Source organism: Streptomyces sp. NPDC059008 (assembly GCF_042749045.1).
Taxonomy (GTDB): domain Bacteria; phylum Actinomycetota; class Actinomycetes; order Streptomycetales; family Streptomycetaceae; genus Streptomyces.
Window position 1 is genome coordinate 91933 of sequence record NZ_JBHYJC010000020.1, and the last position, 18534, is coordinate 110466.

20 protein-coding genes are annotated in these 18534 nt (G+C 72.1%); 12 read left to right on the top strand and 8 right to left on the bottom strand.

The annotated features are described in order from the left end of the window. Nucleotides 1-104 precede the first annotated feature (104 nt). Nucleotides 105-1100, top strand: coding sequence for a TAXI family TRAP transporter solute-binding subunit (locus ACFWZH_RS23365; RefSeq protein WP_384434394.1), 996 nt, complete (start codon nucleotides 105-107; stop codon nucleotides 1098-1100). Nucleotides 1101-1142: 42 nt separating this feature from the next. Here ACFWZH_RS23365 and ACFWZH_RS23370 read toward each other — a convergent pair whose 3' ends face one another. The 4 genes from ACFWZH_RS23370 to ACFWZH_RS23385 all read right to left on the bottom strand — a co-directional run bounded on the left by ACFWZH_RS23370 (nucleotide 1143) and on the right by ACFWZH_RS23385 (nucleotide 5270). Then, nucleotides 1143-2531 (bottom strand): DEAD/DEAH box helicase, encoded by a 1389-nt coding sequence (locus ACFWZH_RS23370; RefSeq protein WP_384434397.1) that lies wholly within the window; start codon nucleotides 2529-2531, stop codon nucleotides 1143-1145. 162 nt (nucleotides 2532-2693) lie between these two features. Continuing rightward, nucleotides 2694-2897, bottom strand: coding sequence for a cold-shock protein (locus ACFWZH_RS23375; RefSeq protein ID WP_384434400.1), 204 nt, complete (start codon nucleotides 2895-2897; stop codon nucleotides 2694-2696). A gap of 203 nt (nucleotides 2898-3100) precedes the next feature. After that, on the bottom strand, nucleotides 3101-4516 hold the full coding sequence (locus ACFWZH_RS23380) for a sensor histidine kinase (protein WP_384434402.1): 1416 nt from the start codon (nucleotides 4514-4516) through the stop codon (nucleotides 3101-3103). A gap of 16 nt (nucleotides 4517-4532) precedes the next feature. Beyond that, nucleotides 4533-5270: a response regulator transcription factor gene (locus tag ACFWZH_RS23385; RefSeq protein ID WP_384434405.1), complete on the bottom strand. Its 738-nt coding sequence runs from the start codon at nucleotides 5268-5270 to the stop codon at nucleotides 4533-4535. A gap of 275 nt (nucleotides 5271-5545) precedes the next feature. Between ACFWZH_RS23385 and ACFWZH_RS23390 the strand changes: the two genes are divergently transcribed. From ACFWZH_RS23390 to ACFWZH_RS23425, 8 genes are all read left to right on the top strand, one after another. Further along, complete coding sequence (locus ACFWZH_RS23390; RefSeq protein WP_384434408.1) at nucleotides 5546-6331, top strand: amino acid ABC transporter ATP-binding protein; 786 nt, start codon at nucleotides 5546-5548, stop codon at nucleotides 6329-6331. A gap of 56 nt (nucleotides 6332-6387) precedes the next feature. Then, nucleotides 6388-7299 (top strand): glutamate ABC transporter substrate-binding protein, encoded by a 912-nt coding sequence (locus ACFWZH_RS23395; protein ID WP_384434411.1) that lies wholly within the window; start codon nucleotides 6388-6390, stop codon nucleotides 7297-7299. A gap of 128 nt (nucleotides 7300-7427) precedes the next feature. Further along, on the top strand, nucleotides 7428-8075 hold the full coding sequence (locus ACFWZH_RS23400) for an amino acid ABC transporter permease (RefSeq protein WP_384434413.1): 648 nt from the start codon (nucleotides 7428-7430) through the stop codon (nucleotides 8073-8075). 100 nt (nucleotides 8076-8175) lie between these two features. Beyond that, nucleotides 8176-9111: an amino acid ABC transporter permease gene (locus ACFWZH_RS23405; RefSeq protein ID WP_384434416.1), complete on the top strand. Its 936-nt coding sequence runs from the start codon at nucleotides 8176-8178 to the stop codon at nucleotides 9109-9111. A 186-nt stretch (nucleotides 9112-9297) separates the two neighbouring features. After that, the gene (locus ACFWZH_RS23410; RefSeq protein ID WP_384434419.1) at nucleotides 9298-11112 is read left to right on the top strand and encodes an FAD-dependent oxidoreductase; all 1815 of its coding nucleotides are present in this window, start codon (nucleotides 9298-9300) and stop codon (nucleotides 11110-11112) included. Further along, the gene (locus ACFWZH_RS23415) at nucleotides 11105-11191 is read left to right on the top strand and encodes a putative leader peptide (protein WP_311044721.1); all 87 of its coding nucleotides are present in this window, start codon (nucleotides 11105-11107) and stop codon (nucleotides 11189-11191) included. The genes ACFWZH_RS23410 and ACFWZH_RS23415 overlap by 8 nt, the downstream gene beginning before the upstream one ends. Nucleotides 11192-11272: 81 nt before the next feature. Further along, the gene (locus tag ACFWZH_RS23420; RefSeq protein WP_384434421.1) at nucleotides 11273-11815 is read left to right on the top strand and encodes a cysteine dioxygenase; all 543 of its coding nucleotides are present in this window, start codon (nucleotides 11273-11275) and stop codon (nucleotides 11813-11815) included. An 85-nt stretch (nucleotides 11816-11900) separates the two neighbouring features. Further along, nucleotides 11901-12281: a rhodanese-like domain-containing protein gene (locus tag ACFWZH_RS23425; RefSeq protein ID WP_384434424.1), complete on the top strand. Its 381-nt coding sequence runs from the start codon at nucleotides 11901-11903 to the stop codon at nucleotides 12279-12281. Nucleotides 12282-12674: 393 nt separating this feature from the next. Here ACFWZH_RS23425 and recX read toward each other — a convergent pair whose 3' ends face one another. The 4 genes from recX to ACFWZH_RS23445 form a co-directional block, all read right to left on the bottom strand. After that, the gene (gene recX, locus ACFWZH_RS23430; protein ID WP_384434427.1) at nucleotides 12675-13328 is read right to left on the bottom strand and encodes a recombination regulator RecX; all 654 of its coding nucleotides are present in this window, start codon (nucleotides 13326-13328) and stop codon (nucleotides 12675-12677) included. Between the two features lie 6 nt (nucleotides 13329-13334). After that, nucleotides 13335-14456: a recombinase RecA gene (gene recA / locus ACFWZH_RS23435; RefSeq protein ID WP_384434429.1), complete on the bottom strand. Its 1122-nt coding sequence runs from the start codon at nucleotides 14454-14456 to the stop codon at nucleotides 13335-13337. Between the two features lie 238 nt (nucleotides 14457-14694). Next, nucleotides 14695-15024: a DUF6191 domain-containing protein gene (locus ACFWZH_RS23440; RefSeq protein ID WP_384434432.1), complete on the bottom strand. Its 330-nt coding sequence runs from the start codon at nucleotides 15022-15024 to the stop codon at nucleotides 14695-14697. A 101-nt stretch (nucleotides 15025-15125) separates the two neighbouring features. After that, nucleotides 15126-15863 (bottom strand): SDR family oxidoreductase, encoded by a 738-nt coding sequence (locus ACFWZH_RS23445; protein ID WP_384434434.1) that lies wholly within the window; start codon nucleotides 15861-15863, stop codon nucleotides 15126-15128. A gap of 150 nt (nucleotides 15864-16013) precedes the next feature. Between ACFWZH_RS23445 and ACFWZH_RS23450 the strand changes: the two genes are divergently transcribed. From ACFWZH_RS23450 to ACFWZH_RS23460, 3 genes are all read left to right on the top strand, one after another. Next, complete coding sequence (locus ACFWZH_RS23450; protein ID WP_384434437.1) at nucleotides 16014-16814, top strand: helix-turn-helix transcriptional regulator; 801 nt, start codon at nucleotides 16014-16016, stop codon at nucleotides 16812-16814. 130 nt (nucleotides 16815-16944) lie between these two features. After that, complete coding sequence (locus ACFWZH_RS23455) at nucleotides 16945-18090, top strand: GDSL-type esterase/lipase family protein (RefSeq protein ID WP_384434510.1); 1146 nt, start codon at nucleotides 16945-16947, stop codon at nucleotides 18088-18090. Nucleotides 18091-18227: 137 nt separating this feature from the next. After that, nucleotides 18228-18503: a hypothetical protein gene (locus tag ACFWZH_RS23460; protein ID WP_384434440.1), complete on the top strand. Its 276-nt coding sequence runs from the start codon at nucleotides 18228-18230 to the stop codon at nucleotides 18501-18503. Nucleotides 18504-18534 lie beyond the last annotated feature (31 nt).

Here is an 18534-nt window from a genome sequence, read left to right on the forward strand (position 1 = left end):
ACCCCGGTCCTCGGCGGCCCGCAGGCCCGGCCCGACCGGCGGTGACCTTTTGGAAACCGGCCCGCCCCTCCCCATAAGGCCGCACGGCTGGCAGTATCCCGCCCATGTTCACCGCACTCTCCCGTACCGGCCGCCGGACTCTCCTGGCGGCGATCGCGGCGCTGGTCGCCCTCGGGCCGGCGCTGTGGTGGCTGGTGTCGACGGGCGGCGAGCCCACCCCGGGCGGGCGGGTGACACTGGCGACGGGCGTGCCGACCGGGGTGTACGCGCGCTACGGGGAGCTGCTGAAGCAGGACCTGGCCCACGACATGCCGGAGGTGGACCTCCGGCTGGCCCGCAGCGAGGGGTCGATCGACAACCTGCGGCAGCTGGTCGCCGGGCGCGCGCAGTTCACCATCGCGACGGCGGACGCGGTCGCCACCTACCGCGGCCGGGGCGAGCCCGGCGCGGACCGGCTGCGGGCCTGTGCGCGGCTGTACGACGACTACATACAGCTGGTGGTGCCGAAGAAGTCCGCGGTGCGCTCGACGAAGGACCTGCGGCGGCTGCGGGTGGGCGTGGGCGCCGACGGTTCCGGCGTACAGCTGATCACCCGGCGGCTGCTGACGGCCGCGGGGCTGGACTTCGACAAGGACATCACGCCCGTGCGGGTCGGCATCGACCGGATGCCGAAGCTGCTGGAGCAGGGCAGGCTGGACGCCTTCTTCTGGTCGGGCGGGCTGCCGACGACGGCGGTGCAGCTGCTCGCCCAGCGGTTCCCCGTCCGGCTGGTCCAGCTCGGTGATCTGGCCGAGGGGCTGCACCGGCAGGGCGAGCGCACCCGCTACTACCGCGCGGCGGTGATGCCCGCCGACGCCTATCCGCTCGTCCAGGACGGGCAGGCGGTGAAGACGATCGCGGTGGCGAACCTGCTGGTGACCCTGGACCGCGCGGACGCCGCCCTGACCCAGGGCATCACCCGGACCGTCATCGACAGCCGGGACCGGATCGGGCGCGAGGTGCACGCCGCGCAGAAGGTGGATCTGCGCACGGCGGTGTTCACCGATCCGCTGCGGCTGCACGAGGGCGCCCGGCGCTATTACGTGTCCGTCAAGCCCTGAACACCCGCCCCGGGCGCTGCCTCGTGCGGCCCGCGCGGCCGGTCAGGCGCGCGGGGTCCCGGCGGTGCGGCGCGCGGGCCTGCTGCGGCGGGGGCGGCGTCGGCGGCCACCGCCACCGCTTGCGCCGGCCGCACCGCTCGCCCCGGCGCGGGCGCCCGAGCCGGGCGCCGGGGCCGGCGCGGCGAGCTGGACCGGGACGCCGCTCGGGGTCCGCGCGCCGGTGATCCGTGCCAGCTCGGCGTCTCCGGGCCGGACCTTCGCGGTGGCCGGGGTGATCTTCGCCTGGCGCATCAGCCGGGTCATCTCGCGACGCTCCCCCGGCGTGACGAGGGTGACGACGGTGCCGGACTCGCCGGCCCGCGCGGTCCGGCCGCCGCGGTGCAGGTAGTCCTTGGCCTCGGTCGGCGGATCGACGTTGACGACGAGGTCGAGGCCGTCGATGTGGATCCCGCGTGCGGCGACGTTGGTGGCGATCAGCGCGGCGGCCTGGCCGGTGCGGAACTGCTCCAGGGTGCGGGTGCGCTGCGGCTGGGTCTTGCCGCCGTGCAGCGCCGCGGCGCGCACGCCCTGGGCGAGCAGGTGCTTGGTGAGCCGGTCGGCCCCGCGCTTGGTGTGCACGAACATGATCACGCGTCCGTCGCGGGCGGCGATCTCGGCGACGGTGGCGCGCTTGTCGGCGTCCTCCACGTACAGGACGTGGTGGTCCATGGTGGTGACGGTCGCGGCCGACGGGTCCACGGAGTGGGTGACCGGGTCGGTCAGGAAGCGGCGTACGAGCTTGTCGACATTGCGGTCCAAGGTGGCGGAGAACAGCATCCGCTGGCCGTCCGGGTCGACCTTCTCCATCAGCCGGGTGACCTGCGGCAGAAAGCCCATGTCGGTCATCTGGTCGGCCTCGTCGAGGACCGTGACGGCGACCTGGTCCAGCTTGCAGGCGCGCCGGTCCAGCAGGTCGGCGAGCCGGCCGGGCGTGGCGACCAGCACCTCGGCGCCCTTGCGCAGCGCTTCGACCTGCCGGTTGATCGAGGTGCCGCCGACGACCGTGGCCGTGCGCAGCCCCAGCGCCGCGGCGTACGGGGCGAGCGCCTCGGTGACCTGGCCGGCGAGTTCGCGGGTGGGCACCAGGACCAGCGCCAGGGGGCGCTTGCTCTCGGCGCGCTTGCCCGCCGTGCGGCTGAGCAGCGCCAGCCCGAAGGCGAGGGTCTTGCCCGAGCCGGTCCGCCCGCGCCCGAGCACGTCGCGGCCGGCGAGGGTCTCGGGGAGGGTGGCGGCCTGGATGGGGAACGGCTGGGTGACGCCCTGGGCGCGCAGCGCGGTGAGGAGGGCCGGTGCCAGCGGGAACTCGTCGAAGGAGCCGGCCGGCGTGGGGACGGACGCCGGGGCGGGCGTCTGGGGGGCGGCGCTCGGTCGCGATGCGGTCGCTCGTGTCACGGAAAACCCTTCAGGGGAGGCGATGGTGGGGTCGTGCCGGCCTCACACTCTCCCGTGGGGCGGCACTCGGTGACCGAGGGGACGGGGATGCGCTGCCGTCATACGGGACGGGGCCCGCACCGGGCTGGCCGGTGCGGGCCCCGTCCGCGGGACGCGGGGGCGTCAGGCGGGGATGATGTTCTCCGCCTGCGGGCCCTTGGGGCCCTGGGTCACGTCGAAGGTGACCTTCTGGCCCTCGAGGAGCTCACGGAAGCCCTGGGACTGGATGTTCGAGTAGTGGGCGAAGACATCGGGGCCGCCGCCGTCCTGCTCGATGAAGCCGAAGCCCTTTTCCGAGTTGAACCACTTGACGGTGCCGGAAGCCATGTTTTTCTCCATTCATGGGGCAATGCAGGAGACCGCACCTCGCAGCCTCCTCGTCGCCGAGATGATCGCCCCACACCGGAAACCTCCGGAAAACAAGGAACGCCCGGGGCTACAAGCCTCCGGGCGCACACAAAGTTCATGGGTACCACAACTGCAACGATGTTCACGGTAGCACAGGTACCCGGAGCCCTCCGGCGGCCCGGTCAGGGGGCGCTGCGCGGCACGGTGACGGTGACCCTCAGCCCGTGCGGCGGGTGCGGGGCGTAGGCGATGGACGCGCCGCCCGCGGCGAGCAGGGCGCGGGTGATCGACAGCCCGAGCCCGGAGCCGGAGACGTTCTGGTGGCGGCCGCTGCGCCAGAAGCGGTCGCCGACCCGTGCGAGCTCGTCGTCGGTCAGGCCCGGACCGCGGTCGGCCACGGTGATGTGCACATGCTCCCCGTCCGGCGCCACGCCGACGGTGACGGGCTGATCGGCCGGCGTGAACTTCAGGGCGTTGTCGACGACGGCGTCCAGGGCGCTGGAGAGGGCGACCGGATCGGCCCAGCCGGTGACCGCGCTGTGCCCCTCGTAGGTGAGGCGGACACCCTTGTCGTCGGCCAACGGGCGCCAGGAGTCGACCCGTTCGGCGGCCAGCGCCGCGACATCGGTGAGCTGGAGGTCGGCGGCGCAGTGCTCGGCGAGCGCGAGGTCGAGCAGATCGTCCAGGACGCGGGCCAGCCGCTTGCCCTCGGTGCGGACCGAGGCGATCTCCTCGTTGCCGTCGGGGAGTTCCAGGGCCAGCAGCTCGATCCGCAGCAGCAGCGCGGACAGCGGGTTGCGCAGCTGGTGGGAGGCGTCGGCGACGAACGCGCGCTGCTGCTCCAGCACGTCCTCGACGTTGTCGGCCATCTCGTTGAACGAGCGGGCCAGCCGGCGCAGCTCGGGCGGCCCCGCGGTGCCGGCGACCCGGGACTTCAGCCGGCCGGTGGCGATGTCGTGGCTGGCCGCGTCCAGGACCCGTACGGGTCGCAGCACCCAGCCGGTGAGCCGGATGGCCGCGGCGACCGCGACCAGCATCGCGGCGCACTCGCCGGCCGCGATCAGCAGCCAGCCGTGCAGGATGCGCGAACGCATCTGCCCGGTGGGCGAGTCGGTGACGACGACGGCGACGACATCGCCGTCGCGGATGACCGGTGAGGCGACCGGGATGCGGCCGCCCTCGTCCCAGGGCCAGATCTGGTGCGGGTCGTGGCTGCGGCGGCCGGCCAGCGCCTCGCTGAAGGCCTGGGCGCCCTCGCCGTCGCGGGGCACCGGCAGGCCGCGGGGTGCGGCGGCCATCGGGGTGCGGTCGCGGTAGAAGACGCCGGCGCGTATGCCGTAGAGGGCGTGGTAGCGCGCGAGTTCGGCACCGAGGGTGGTGCGCCGCTCGTCCTCCTCGGGGGTCTTGTTGCGGGCGTCCGCGTCGGGGCGGGCGGTGACGAACTGGGCGAGGGAGGCGAAGCGGGCGGCGTCGTCGATCCGGTCGACGACCACCCGCTGCTGCTCCACACCGGCGGTGATGACGGCGAGCGGGAAGCCGAGCGCGAGCAGCACACCGGCCATCAGGACGATGAGGAGGGGGAGGAGTCGGGTGCGCACGGGCCGGCGGCGGGCTTCAGGAGGCCGGGGAGGCGGGTCGGCCGGAAGCGGGCACGACGAGGCGGTAGCCGACGCCGCGCACCGTCTCGATCAGGGCGGGCATGCGCAGTTTGGCCCGGAGTGAGGCGATGTGCACCTCCAGCGTCCGGCCGGTGCCCTCCCAGCTCGTCCGCCACACCTCGCTGATGATCTGCTCCCGGCGGAAGACCACCCCGGGGCGCTGGGCGAGCAGCGCCAGCAGGTCGAACTCCTTGCGGGTGAGCGGCACCGCGGTGCCGTCCACGGAGACCTGGCGGGTGGGGAGTTCGACGGTGACCGCGCCCAGGTGCAGGGCGTGGCCGGCGGCGCTCTCGTCGGCCGGCGGCTCACCGCCGCGTTCCGACGGGGAGACCGTGCGCCGGCTCACCGCGTGGATGCGCGCCAGCAGCTCACCGGTGTCGTACGGCTTGACGACGTAGTCGTCGGCGCCCAGGTTCAGACCGTGGATGCGCGAGCGCACGTCCGCCCGCGCGGTCACCATGATCACGGGGGTGGCGCAGATCTTGCGGATCCGGCCGCACACCTCGAAGCCGTCCTGGTCGGGCAGCCCGAGATCGAGCAGCACCACCGCGAAGGGCTCGGCGTCGTCGGGCAGCAGGGCCTTGAGCGCCTCCTCGCCGTTGCGCGCATGGACGACGGCCAGGCCGTGCCGGGCCAGCACCGCGGACAGGGCCGCGGCCACATGATCGTCGTCCTCGACGAGCAGCAGTCTCATCAGGCCTCCTCCCGGGTGCGTGCGTACAGGCCAAAGGGCATCTACGGCGATAGGGGGCATCCCCGTCAAGAGGTGGCCACCTCCGGGCCGCCATCCGTTATCCAGCCGGTACGACCACGGCCGCCTTCCCCCCGCTGCCGACCGTCACACTTCTTCACGCAGAGTACTTCCGCTGCGACCGGATCGTTATCCTCAAGTTCCCCTCAGATGTAATGACGCTGGTCGCAGGGCGTCCTAGGGTCCTCCCCAACCGAGGAGGACGGAGCTGTACGCCGATGAGCGAAGTATCGGTGACCAAGAACGCCGAGGGTCCCGCGCAAGCAGGAGACCAGCTGGTCGTGCTGGACAACGTCAACAAGCACTTCGGCGCGCTGCACGTGCTCCAGGACATCGACCTGACGATCAACCGCGGTGAGGTGGTCGTCGTGATCGGGCCCTCGGGGTCCGGCAAGTCGACGCTCTGCCGCACGATCAACCGCCTGGAGACCATCGACTCCGGCAGCATCACCATCGACGGGAAGCCCCTGCCGCAGGAGGGCCGCGAGCTGGCCCGCCTCCGCGCCGACGTGGGCATGGTCTTCCAGTCCTTCAACCTCTTCGCGCACAAGACGGTGCTCGAGAACGTGATGCTGGGCCAGACCAAGGTCCGCAAGACGGACAAGGCGGCCGCCGAGCAGAAGGCCCGCGCCCTGCTGGACCGGGTCGGCGTCGGCACCCAGGCGGACAAGTACCCCGCACAGCTCTCCGGAGGTCAGCAGCAGCGCGTGGCGATCGCCCGCGCGCTGGCGATGGACCCCAAGGTGATGCTGTTCGACGAGCCGACCTCCGCGCTGGACCCGGAGATGATCAACGAGGTGCTGGACACCATGCAGCAGCTCGCCCGGGACGGCATGACCATGGTCGTGGTCACCCATGAGATGGGGTTCGCGCGCTCCGCGGCGAACCGGGTCGTCTTCATGGCGGACGGCCGCATCATCGAAGAGGCCGAGCCGAACCAGTTCTTCAACAACCCGCGCAGCGACCGCGCCAAGGACTTCCTGTCGAAGATCCTTCATCACTGAGGCCTCAGTTGGGCCACGATCATTGCCAACACTTGTTGAACCAAAGGATGTTCACCATGAGGATTCGTAAGACGGCTGCGGCAGGTGCGGTGGTGCTCGCGCTGGCGGCTACGGCGACCGCGTGCGGCGGCGAGAAGGGTTCGGCGGGCGACAAGCCGGCCGGCGGCGAGGTCTACAGCGGCACGTACAAGGTCGCTTCGGACGTCAAGGTCGACTCGGCGGTGCTGAAGAAGGCCCAGAAGGCCAAGAAGATCGTCGTCGGTGTCAAGGCCGACCAGCCGTTCCTGGGCTTCAAGGACCCCGCCACCAACAAGTACTCCGGCTTCGACATCGAGATCGCCAAGATGGTCGCGGCCGACCTGGGCTTCTCCGAGAAGCAGATCGAGTTCAAGACGATCGACTCCAACGTCCGTGAGACCACCATCTCCAAGGGCGACGTCGACTTCTACGTCGGTACGTACACGATCAACGACGAGCGCAAGAAGCAGGTCGGCTTCGCGGGCCCGTACTACACCGCCGGCGCGGACCTCCTGGTGCGCAAGGACGACAAGGCCATCACCGGACCGGAGACCCTCAAGGGCAAGAAGGTCTGCTCGATCGCCGGCTCCACTCCGCTCCAGGAGATCAAGAAGGAGAAGTACGGCGCCAAGACCACCGAGCTCTCCAAGTACTCGGACTGCGTGAAGTACCTGCTGGACGGCCAGGTCGACGCGGTCACCACCGACGACGCGATCCTCAAGGGCTACGCCGCCCAGCGTCCGCAGAAGCTGCGGGTGGTGGAGAAGCCCTTCACCAAGGAGCCCTACGGCGTCGGCATGAACAAGGACGACAAGGCCCTGCGCAACGCGATCACCGACGCGCTGGAGAACCACATCAAGAACAAGGACTACCAGAAGGCGTACGAGGGCACGCTCGGCAAGTCCGGCTCGAAGTACACCGCCCCGGAGACGCCGCTGCCGCGGTACTGAGGCGCTCGCGCACTCACCGGACCGCGCCGCCCCGTACGCCCGCCGCGGCGGGTGTGCGGGGCGCGGTGTCTTCCCCCCCGTGACTCCCCTCCCGCCGTCGACCCGATGACCGCTACCGCGGAGACCCCATGAACGTACTCCTCGATTATCTGCCCGAGTTCCGGGACGGATTCCTCGGAACCCTGGCGATCACCGCGTCCAGTGGCCTGCTCGCGCTGGTACTCGGCGTGCTCATAGCCGGCTTCCGGGTCTCCCCGATCCCGCCGCTGCGCGCCTTCGGGACGGCCTGGGTCACGGTGCTGCGCAACACGCCGCTGACGCTGCTCTTCCTGGTCGCCTTCTTCGTCGTACCGCAGATCCTCTTCCAGGGCGCGAGCCCGTACGTGCTCGCCACGCTGGCGCTCGGCTTCTACACCTCCTCCTTCGTGTGCGAGGCGGTGCGGTCCGGTATCAGCACCGTGCCGATGGGGCAGGCGGAGGCCGCGCGCAGCCTCGGCATGACCTTCACCCAGACGCTGCGCATGATCGTGCTCCCGCAGGCCACGCGCACCGTGCTCCCGCCGCTGAGCAGCATCTTCATCGCGCTGACGAAGAACTCCGCGATCGCCGGCGCCTTCAGCTACGGCGAGCTGTTCAACGTCTCCAAGCTGCTCAACGACAAGGGCTACGCGATCGCCTGGATCTTCCTGTGGACCGCGCTCGCCTACCTCATCATCACCTTCGCCATCAGCGGGCTCTTCCGTCTGCTGGAGCGCCGGATGGGGGTGGCCCGATGAGCGGACGCGACATGGGGGTCCCCCCGGCCGAAGGCCGGCGGAGGAACAGCAAGACGGGGATGCCGCGCGCGGGCGGGGCGGAACGAAGCGAGGTAGTGGCATGAGTGGGGCCAGCGTTCTCTACGACGTACCGGGGCCGAAGGCGAAGGCACGCAACCGTGTCTACACCGTCGTCGGATCGCTCGCGGTACTGGCGCTGATCGCGTTCGTCGTCATGCGGCTCAGCGCCAAGGGCCAGCTGGAGCCCGAGGTCTGGAACATCTTCAACTACGCCGGTGTGCGGACCAGCATCCGCGACGGCGTGCTGACGACGCTTCAGGTCTTCGCGGTCGCGGCGGTGCTGTCGCTGGCGCTGGGTGTGCTGCTCGCGGTGGCCAGGCTGTCGGACCACAAGCCCGTCCGCTGGTTGGCGACCGGGTTCATCGAGCTCTTCCGCGCCGTACCGCTGCTGATCACGATCTACGCGCTGTGGGTCATCCTGCTCAGCAACCGCGAGGACCTCGGCCTGACCGGCAGCCAGCCGCAGTTCTGGGCGCTGGTCATCGGGCTGACGGTCTACAACGGCTCGGTGCAGGCCGAGGTGCTGCGGGCCGGCATCAACTCCGTACCGAAGGGTCAGCGCGAGGCCGCCTACGCCCTGGGCATGCGCAAGACCCAGGTCATGACGACGGTGCTGATCCCGCAGGCCGTCCGGGCGATGCTGCCGACCATCATCAGCCAGCTCGTGGTGACCCTGAAGGACACCTCCCTCGGCTACATCATCACGTTCGAGGAACTGCTCTTCACCGCCCGCCAGATGAGCACCAACATCATCGTCAACGGCAACGACACCTACGTCCCGGTCATCATCGTCACCGGCACCCTCTATGTGGCGATGTGCCTGGTGCTGTCCGCCCTCGCCAACTGGATCGAGCGGCGCGGCCGGCGGGCCAAGACCGGCATCGGCGTGGCCGCGGCCGCCGAGCCGGTGGCGGCCACCGACGCGATGGAGGTCGCCGACGCGGTGCCCGACGGCCCCGCGCCCCAGAAGGACTGACGGGCCGACGGGCCACCCGCGTGGCTCATAGGGGACCGTCCGGAGGCGGTGGCAACGGCGCCACCGCCTCCGTCACTTGACGCGAGCGGCTGCAGTGGGTTGCATACGCTGTGTGATCACGCACCGGGCTCCAACTGCCAGTTCCCGCATGTCCCGTACGTACCAGCGGTCCCGGGGAGCTGCGCTGTGGACCCGGTGATCGTCGTCGGGGCCGGCCCGGTGGGACTCTCGCTCGCCCTCGCGCTCGCCCGGATCGGCGTCCCCTCCGTCGTCCTGGACGAGACCGCGGGCCAGGAGGACACCCGCCCCGCCCGCACGGCCGTGCTCCGTCCGGAGACCGCGGCCTTCGTCGGCCGGCTCGGCTGCGCCGACACCCTGGAGAGCACCGGCACCCGCTGGGCGGCCTGGCGCATCATGCGCCGCCGGCGCCTGGTCGAACGGGTCGCGTTCGCCGCGCGCACCCCGGACGACGCGGCCGGCCCCGCTCCCACCTCCCCCGTGCACCTCCCCCAGCACGCGCTCACCCGTGCCCTGCGCGCCGCGCTGGCCCACGAGAAGCTCGCCGAGATCGTCACCGACAGCCGGCTCGTCGACGTCGAGCAGGACGAGCACGGCGTGAGCGCACACACCCGTGGCACCAACGGGACGTGGTGGCGCGGGAGTTACCTCGTCGGCTGCGACGGCCCGCGGTCGACGGTCCGCAAGCTGCTGGACATCCGCTTCCCGGGCCGTACGGCCGTCGAACGGCATGCGGTGGCCGCGCTGCGCTGCGAGCTCCCCTGGCCCGGCGAGGCGCTGCTGCACCGCTCGCCGCCCCGGCACGGCGGCGGGCCGGGCCCGGAGGTCTCGGCCCGCCCGCTGGCCGACGGCGTCTGGCGGCTGGACTGGCTGCTGCCGCCGGGGCGCGAACTGGTCACGCCGGACGCCCTGGTCGCCCGGATCCGCGACTCCCTGGCCGGCTGGACCACCGAGTCCCCGGCACAGCCCGGCGCCGCGGTCGGCCCGGAGGAGGACGGGACGCGGGGGCACGGCCGCACCGGGCTCGTCCCGCCGTACGAGCTCCTGGACACCGGCGTGCACACCGTCCACCACCGGCTGGCCCGCTGCTGGCGGCAGGGCCGGGCCTTCCTCGCCGGGGACGCCGCACATCTGCTGGGCGCGCTCGGCACCCAAGGCCTGGACGAGGGGCTGCGGGACGCCGAGAACCTCGCCTGGAAGCTCGGCCTCGCCTGGCACCACGGCGCCTCCGAGCTGCTGCTCGACAGCTACCAGGCCGAGCGCCGGGGCGCGGTCGCGGCCCGGTTGCGCGCCGCCGACCAGGCGCTGCCGCTGTTGCGGGACGGCCGGTCGGCCCGCTGGCGCACGGTCCTGCCGGGCGCGGCGCGCGGCCGCAGCACCCTGCTGACCGACGGCCATCTGGGCCGCGGCCCGCTGGGCGCACCGCCGGTCTACACCCGCACCCCGCTGGCACCGCCCGTCGAGCACACCGACGGCCCTCTGGTCGAGACCCTCCCCGGGGCGCCGGTCGCGGATGTCGCGGTGACCGCGTCCGACGGCTCGGTGGTCAGGCTGCGCGACCGCCTCGGCGGCGGCCTGCTGGTGGTGCTGGTGGCACCCGGCACCACCGTCTGGGACCGCCGGCACTGGCAGTCGGCGGGCCTGATGCCCCGCCTGACCAGCGCGGCCGCCGGCCTGCCGATGCCCGCCGAGGTCCTGGTCACCGAGTCCTACCCGGGCGCCGCCGCCCACACCGTCCTGCTCGTACGCCCGGACGGCCATCTGGTCACCGCGCTGGCCGGCGTGCGCCCGGCGGAGCTGACCGCGTGCGCGGAGGCGGTACGGGGCGGGGCTCATGGGCACGGGCCGGGTGCGGGTCGCCGGGCCCGGCCGGCCGGGGCGCCGGAGGGGGCGGGGCCGTCACAGGGGTCACAGGTGTCTCAGGGGGAGCCTTCTGCTGTTGACCCTGTGGGATCCTCCATGCTTCACTCCGAGAGTGACTGATCACAGCTCGCGATTCTGGCGGAGGGTCCATCTGGACCTGGTCCGCTATGCGGGCTGCATGTGTCGTCCGTCCTGCTGATCCGCAGCTCCTCTTCCACGCGGCAGCCCGCCTCCGCCCGGCAGCCGCGCCTCTTCGCGATCATCACCCAGGACGGTTTCCGTGCCCGACGTACGCACCTCCGCGCACCCGCCTGCCGCCGCCGACGGCGGCGGGCCCAGCGCCTCCGAACTCCTCGACTTCGTCCGCCGCACCGCCGCGGACGCGGCGCTCGTCGCCGCCCTCCCGCTCGACCCCGAAGGCCGCACCTGGATCCGGCTGAACGGGCCGGGCGGAGCCGAGGCCTGGCTCATCGGCTGGCCGCCGGGCACCGGCACCGGCTGGCACGACCACGGCGGCTCACGCGGCGCCTTCGCGACGGCCACCGGCGAGCTGACCGAGCAGTCGCTCGCCGCCCAACTGCCCACCGAGGGCTGGAAGACCCTGGAACTCACCGAGGGCGTGGACCGGGAGCGCAGGCTCGGCGACGGCCGGGGCCGGGCGTTCGGCCCGCACCACGTCCATCAGGTGCTCAACCTCTCCCACGACACCCACGCGGTGTCGGTGCACGCCTACTACCCGCCGCTGCCGCTGATGCGCCGCTACAGCCGCACCGGCCAGGTGCTGCGCCTCGAAGAGGTCGAGCGCCCGGAGGAGTGGGCATGAGCGAGCGCAGCGAGCGATACGGGGGCGCGCCGCGCGCGGGCGCGCCCGAGCACGGGGACGCGACCCCGTACGGGGAGGTGGCTGCATGAGTGCCGTCGACGAGCTGCTGGCCCGCGCCCGGCGCGAGCTGGGCCGACGGGCGGAGCCCCGGGAAGCCGCCGCCGTCCAGGAAGCCGGCGGTCTTCTGGTGGACATCCGGTACGCCGAGCTGCGGGAGCGTGACGGCACCATCCCCGGCGCCCTGATCGTGGAACGCAACGAACTCGAATGGCGCCTGGACCCCACCGGCGAACACCGGGCCCCGCAGGCCACCCACCACGACCTGCCGGTCATCGTCATCTGCAACGAGGGCTACGCGTCCACGCTCGCCGCCCTCTCCCTCCGCCAACTGGGCCTGCATCGGGCAACCGACCTGACGGGCGGCTTCCAGGCCTGGCGAGGAGCGGGATTGCCGGTCCGGGGCTGACCTGGCGGTTGGCGATGCGGGGCTGGCGGTGCGGGGCTGGCCTGGCGGGATTGGCGGTGCGGGGCTGACTTGGCGGGGTTGCTGGTCCGGGACTGACCTGGCGGGGTTGCCGGTCCGGGGCTGACCTGGTGGGGCTGGCCTCGCGGGGCTGACCTGGCGGGGTTGCCGGTCCGGGGCTGTCCTGGTGGGGCTGGCCTCGCGGGGCCGGCTTGCGCCCCGTTCCCCTCCCCGTCGTCCCCGGTGGCATGGCTGTCGGACCGCCTGGTGCCGGGCTGCGGCGCCCGGCTGCCCGGCTGCCCGGCTGCCCGGCTGCCCGGCTGCCCGGTCGAGCGTCGGCCGTCCGGCGTCCGACGTCCGGCCGCTCAGTCAGTCGTCCGGCGTCCGGCCGCCCGGTCAGTCGTCCGGCAGGTGGTACTCCAGCAGTTCCGGATCCTCGCCTTCCTCCTCCAGGGCCCGTTTGACGACGCGGAGGGCGAGGCCCTCCGGGTAGCCCTTGCGGGCCAGCATTCCGGCCAGGCGGCGGAGGCGCTTCTCGCGGTCCAGCCCCCTGGTGGCGCGCAGCTTGCGGTCGACCAACTCGCGGGCGGTGGACTCCTCCTGTTCGGAGTCGAGGCGGCCGACGGCCACATCGATCAGGGCGGAGTCCACCCCCTTGGTGCGCAGTTCGCGGGCCAGGGCGCGCCGGGCCAGGCCGCGCCCGTGGTGGCGGGACTCCACCCAGGCGTCGGCGAAGGCCGCATCGTCGATCAGCCCGACGTCCTCGAAACGGGACAGCACCTCTTCTGCCGCCTCGTCGGGGATGCCCCGCCGGCGCAGGGCGTCCGCCAGCTGCTTGCGCGTACGCGGATTCCCGGTGAGCAGGCGCAGGCAGATGGCCCGCGCCTGCTCCTCGGGCGTACGCGGTGGTCCCGGCTCGGCCCTCGACGAGGCGGAACCACCGCTGTTCTCATGGCCATCACGGCCCCTGCGGCCGCTACGGGTCTCGGCGTCACCGGCAGCGCGGGCGGTCCCCTCCTCGCTGTCCGGCCATTCCGTTCGCCGTGTCATGGCGGACTAGCTCTTGGCCGCGGCGGCCTTGGAAGCCTTGGCGCCCTTGGCCGCCGGCGCCGGGGCCGCGTCGGCCGGCTCGGCGGCCGCGCCCGCGGCGTCCGCGCCGGGCTCCGCCGCCGGGTCCTGCGGCTTGACGCCGATACCGAGCTTCTCCTTGATCTTCTTCTCGATCTCGTTGGCGAGATCCGGATTGTCCTTGAGGAAGTTGCGGGCGTTCTCCTTGCCCTGGCCGAGCTGGTCGCCTTCGTAGGTGTACCAAGCGCCGGACTTGCGGATGAAGCCGTGCTCCACGCCCATGTCGATCAGGCCGCCCTCACGGCTGATGCCCTGACCGTAGAGGATGTCGAACTCGGCCTGCTTGAACGGCGGGGAGACCTTGTTCTTGACGACCTTGACGCGGGTGCGGTTGCCGACCGCTTCCGTGCCGTCCTTGAGGGTCTCGATGCGGCGGATGTCGAGACGCACCGAGGCGTAGAACTTCAGCGCGCGGCCACCGGTCGTGGTCTCCGGCGAGCCGAACATCACGCCGATCTTCTCGCGGAGCTGGTTGATGAAGATCGCGGTGGTCTTGGACTGGTTGAGCGCGCTGGTGATCTTGCGGAGGGCCTGGCTCATCAGCCGGGCCTGGAGGCCGACGTGGGAGTCGCCCATCTCGCCCTCGATCTCGGCCCGCGGCACCAGGGCGGCGACGGAGTCGATCACGATGAGGTCGAGTGCGCCGGAGCGGACCAGCATGTCCGTGATCTCCAGGGCCTGCTCGCCGTTGTCCGGCTGGGACAGGATCAGGGCGTCGGTGTCCACACCGAGCTTCTTGGCGTACTCCGGGTCGAGGGCGTGCTCGGCGTCGATGAACGCGACGGAGCCGCCGGCCCTCTGCGCGTTCGCGACGGCGTGCAGGGTCAGGGTCGTCTTACCGGAGGATTCCGGACCGTAGACCTCGATGACGCGGCCGCGGGGGAGGCCGCCGACGCCGAGCGCGACGTCGAGGGCGGTGGAGCCGGTGGGGATGACCTCGATGGGCTCCTTCGACCGCTCCCCCATGCGCATCACGGCGCCCTTGCCGAATTGCCGTTCAATCTGTGCGAGCGCGGCGTCCAGCGCCTTCTCGCGGTCAGTGCCTGCCATGGGTTCCACCCGATTTGCTTGAGTCGATCGCTTCACGTCCATGACGCTAACGCCTGCCACTGACAATGCGCCCGGACCCGGCTCCAGCCTGTGGATAACTCCGCGAAATCCCCGGAATCACGGGCCGGCCACCCCATAAGAATGGATGTTCGATTTTACTGTCAAGCGGCCCGCGCGGGGCCCCCGCTCCCCGGGCTGCCCTGCCTGGACCCGTTGGCACGGCGGTCGCTCGTTCCCCCTACCGTCGCCTGATCACCGCCCGCCCCGTGGTCAGGTCCACCCCGGTGGCGTGTGGCGGTGCACCGGCCTCACCGTCGTGACGTACCAACCGCTCCGTGCGGCGCTGCTCGATCTCCACCCGCTTGTTCGGGTTCAGGGCGGCGGCCAGCTCGTCGGCGACGGCCGCCCCCGCTCCGCTGCCGCCCCCGCCCGTCGTCAGTGTGCACACGAGTCGCCGCAGCCACCTGGGACGGCCGGTGCGCAGCACCAGGCGCCGGGCCACGGAAAGCACCAGCGGCACGACGATCACGGACGCCATCACCAGGCAGACGACCAACATGAGGATCATGCCGGCACAACGCCCGGCCCGCCCGGCCCAGTTCCCCGACTGAGCGCAACAGCGCCGCAGCCGGCGGCCGGAAGTGCGCCGCGAACTCAAGCGGGGTGGGGTCAGCTCTGGGCGGTGGGCCGGACGACGATCTCGTTCACGTCGACGGTCGCAGGCTGCTCGACGGCGAACGCGACGGCTCGGGCGATCGCCTCGGGCGGGATCGCGATCCGGTCCCGCATCTTTGTGATCTCTGCTCGGACCTGCGGATTCGTCGATGCCTCGGCGAAGGCGGTCCCTACCGCGCCGGGCGAGACGGTGGTCACCCGCAGGGCGTCACCGGCTTCCTGGCGCAGGCCTTCGCAGATGGCGCGGACCGCGAACTTCGTACCGGCGTAGACCGCCATGGTCGGCACGATGCGCAGGGCGGCCGTGGAGGCGATGGTGACGAAGTGGCCCGTGCCCTGGGCCCGGAAGACCGGCAACGCGGCGCCGATTCCGTGCAGCACACCCTTGATGTTGACGTCGACCATCCGGTCCCACTCGTCGACCCGCAGATCGTCCAGAGGCGAGATCGTGCCGACCCCCGCGTTGCCGACCAGCACGTCGAGCCGACCGAATCGCTCGCCGGCGAGTGCGACCAGGGCGTGCAGGTCGTCCCGCCGCGTCACGTCCGTGCGGATCTGCACGGCCGCGCCCCCCGACTTCTCGATCCGCGCCACCAGCTCCGCGAGGCGCTCGGAGCGGCGTGCGCCCAGGACGAGCCGCGCGCCCCGCTCGGCAAGCAGCAGCGCGGTCGCCTCGCCGATGCCGCTGCCGGCTCCCGTGATCGCCACGACCTTGCCCTCGATTCCCGACACGATGTCCGCCTCTTCCCTCTGAAATACCGGTTGCCGGTGACCTCCAGAGGTCACCGGTGAGCGCTGAACCCCCACTCGGGATCCAGTGTGCGAGGGCTTTAACCTGGTATCCAGAATGTGTTTATTCTGGAACCAGAGGTGCCATCCACCGTGCAGACGCAGCCGAATCAGCGCCGTGAGCTGGGCGCTTTCCTTCGCAGCCGCAGAGAGCGGATCACCCCTGACCAGGTCGGACTGCCACAGACCGGCCGACGGCGGACCCCGGGCCTGCGCCGGGAAGAACTCGCGCTGCTCGCCGGGATCAGCGCCACCTGGTACACGTACCTCGAGCAGGGCCGCGACATCCGCGCCTCGGACCAGGTGCTCGACGCCCTCGCCTCGGCGCTGCAGCTCGACCGGTACGAGCGCGGTCATCTCTTTCAGCTCGCCGGTCACGCGGCCGCGGCCGAGACCGAGGAACCCGAGCCGCTCGCCGCCGAGGTGGCGGCCGTCCCGCTCCTGCTCCAGCCGCATCCGGCGTACATCATCGGCGGCAACTACGACGTGCTCAGCCGCAACCAGGCGGCCGACGAGCTGTTCCCGCACCTCACCGCGGCGGCGGACCGGCCGGCGAACTTCGCCCGCTGGGTGTTCCTCGAACCCGCCGCCCGGGACGTTCTGGTCGACTGGGAGAGCGAGGCACGCGGCCTGCTCGCCCGGCTGAGGACACTGGCCGGACGCCACCCGGACGACCCCCGGTACTCCCGGCTGATCGACGAGCTGAAGGCGGGCAGCCCGGAAGTGCGTGCCTGGTGGCCGCAGTACGACGTGCAGGCCCGACACGGCGGACGGAAGCGGCTGCGGCGCCCGGGACGCGGGGTGGTCGACTTCGCCTACACCGCCTTCCACCTGGCCGAACAGCCTGAACAGACACTGGTGGTCTACTCCGACGACCGGGACTCGGCCGCTTGAGCCGCACACGGCCCACCGGCGAAATCCCCGTGGCACGCAGTGCTGGTGTGCCAGGGTGAGGCGTGGGGGAAGTCGCGGGTGCGCACCCGCATCCGGCCCCGAGGACGTCTGAGGAGCGGTGACGGTGGCGATGCGGGCGGTTCCCCTGGTGGGCGGGCCGGTGGAGGTGCGCGGTGCGCTGGATCTGGAGAGTACGCAGGCGGGGGTGATGCCGCGCCGGCTGCCGGCGTGGACCAAGGAGCAGTATCAGGACCCGTCGGTCTACGGGGTGACCCTGATGCCCTCGGGGGTGCGGCTGGTGTTCCGCACCGATGCGCGGGAGCTCGAGTTCGAGGTGCTGACCTCCACAGGTCAGCTCGACACCGAACCCGGGCCCCGCCCGACGGGGATGCTGGAACTGGTGGTGGACGGCGCCCCGGCGGGGCGACAGCAGGCGCCGGTGGGCAATGTGCTGCGGATGGCGGGCCCGGGAGCCGCGCAGCGCCTGGTCCCGGGCAAGCCGGGGACCGTACGGTTCGCCGGGTTGCCGGCCGGCATGAAGAACGTCGAGCTGTGGCTGCCGCAGCAGACCCCCACGGAACTGGTGGCGCTGCGCGCCGACGGCGAGGTGCTGGCACCGCTGCCGGACGGGCGGCGCCGCTGGGTGCACCACGGCAGCTCCATCAGCCACTGCCTCGAGGCCGACGGACCGACCGGCACCTGGCCGGTGGTGGCGGCCGCGCTCGGAGGAGTGGAGGTGATCAACCTCAGCCAGGCGGGCAACGGGATGCTGGACCCGTATGTCGCCCGGACGATCCGCGACATGCCCGCCGACCTGATCAGCCTCAAGGTGGGCATCAACATCGTGGGCCAGGCCGCCTTCCGGCTGCGGACGTTCGGCCCGGCGGTGCACGGATTCCTGGACACGATCCGGGAGGGGCACCCGGACACCCCGCTGCTGGTGATGTCCCCGGTGAGCTGTCCGGCTCTGGAGGAGTCCCCCGGCCCGACCGCGACGGGCCCGGACGGGAGGATCACAGCCCTGGGCGACCCGGCCGATGTGGCCCGTGGGGCCTTGTCGCTGACGGTGGTCCGCACCGAGCTGGCCCGGATCGTGGCGGCTCGACAGGCCCGCGATCCCCACCTCCACCACCTCGACGGACGCGAGCTGCTCGGCCCCGACGAGGCGGACGACCTGACCGACGGCCTCCACCCCCATGCCGCCGCGTACCGCCGGATGGGCAAGCGCTTCGCCGCCCGCGCCTTCGCGGACGGCGGCCCCTTCCGGCAGTCCTGAACAACCCGTGGGAGCCGCTCCCGGTTCGGGGACTCGCGGCCCACGGTGGTGTGCCGGGCGGCGCCATAGGGGGATCCGGTCGGTCGGACGCGGTGCGGTGGAGCACGCCCGGATTCCCGGACCCCTAGCGTGGGACCGTGAGGCTGGACGACGATCTGGACCGGCTGAGCCGGGAGGAACTGGCCGCCGAGGTGCGGCGGTTGCGTACGGGCATCCGTGCGCACCGGGACAGCTCGGGGCATGACCTGTGCTGGCACCACCCCCGGCTGTGGGGCCTGCTGCCGGAGGGCGTGGAGCCGGAGGTGGCGGTGCCGCCGTGGCCGCGCTTCCTGCGCGGCTGCGTCCGCTACCGGGAGTCCTTGGACAGCCAGCTGCCGAACGCCCCCCGCCACGACCGGGAGTACGACGGGTAGGGCGCCGGCCCGCGCACGCCCTCCGCCATCA

Excerpts from the sequence above, each read along its gene's own strand:
- ACFWZH_RS23455 (WP_384434510.1), top strand. The coding sequence starts at position 16,945 with ATGCGGGCGGTTCCCCTGGTGGGCGGGCCGGTGGAGGTGCGCGGTGCG.
- ACFWZH_RS23400 (WP_384434413.1), top strand. The coding sequence starts at position 7,428 with ATGAACGTACTCCTCGATTATCTGCCCGAGTTCCGGGACGGATTCCTC.
- ACFWZH_RS23365 (WP_384434394.1), top strand. The coding sequence starts at position 105 with ATGTTCACCGCACTCTCCCGTACCGGCCGCCGGACTCTCCTGGCGGCG.
- ACFWZH_RS23425 (WP_384434424.1), top strand. The coding sequence starts at position 11,901 with ATGAGTGCCGTCGACGAGCTGCTGGCCCGCGCCCGGCGCGAGCTGGGC.
- ACFWZH_RS23440 (WP_384434432.1), bottom strand. The coding sequence starts at position 15,024 with ATGATCCTCATGTTGGTCGTCTGCCTGGTGATGGCGTCCGTGATCGTC.
- ACFWZH_RS23390 (WP_384434408.1), top strand. The coding sequence starts at position 5,546 with ATGAGCGAAGTATCGGTGACCAAGAACGCCGAGGGTCCCGCGCAAGCA.
- ACFWZH_RS23375 (WP_384434400.1), bottom strand. The coding sequence starts at position 2,897 with ATGGCTTCCGGCACCGTCAAGTGGTTCAACTCGGAAAAGGGCTTCGGC.
- ACFWZH_RS23385 (WP_384434405.1), bottom strand. The coding sequence starts at position 5,270 with ATGAGACTGCTGCTCGTCGAGGACGACGATCATGTGGCCGCGGCCCTG.
- ACFWZH_RS23405 (WP_384434416.1), top strand. The coding sequence starts at position 8,176 with ATGAGTGGGGCCAGCGTTCTCTACGACGTACCGGGGCCGAAGGCGAAG.
- ACFWZH_RS23395 (WP_384434411.1), top strand. The coding sequence starts at position 6,388 with ATGAGGATTCGTAAGACGGCTGCGGCAGGTGCGGTGGTGCTCGCGCTG.
- recX (WP_384434427.1), bottom strand. The coding sequence starts at position 13,328 with ATGACACGGCGAACGGAATGGCCGGACAGCGAGGAGGGGACCGCCCGC.
- recA (WP_384434429.1), bottom strand. The coding sequence starts at position 14,456 with ATGGCAGGCACTGACCGCGAGAAGGCGCTGGACGCCGCGCTCGCACAG.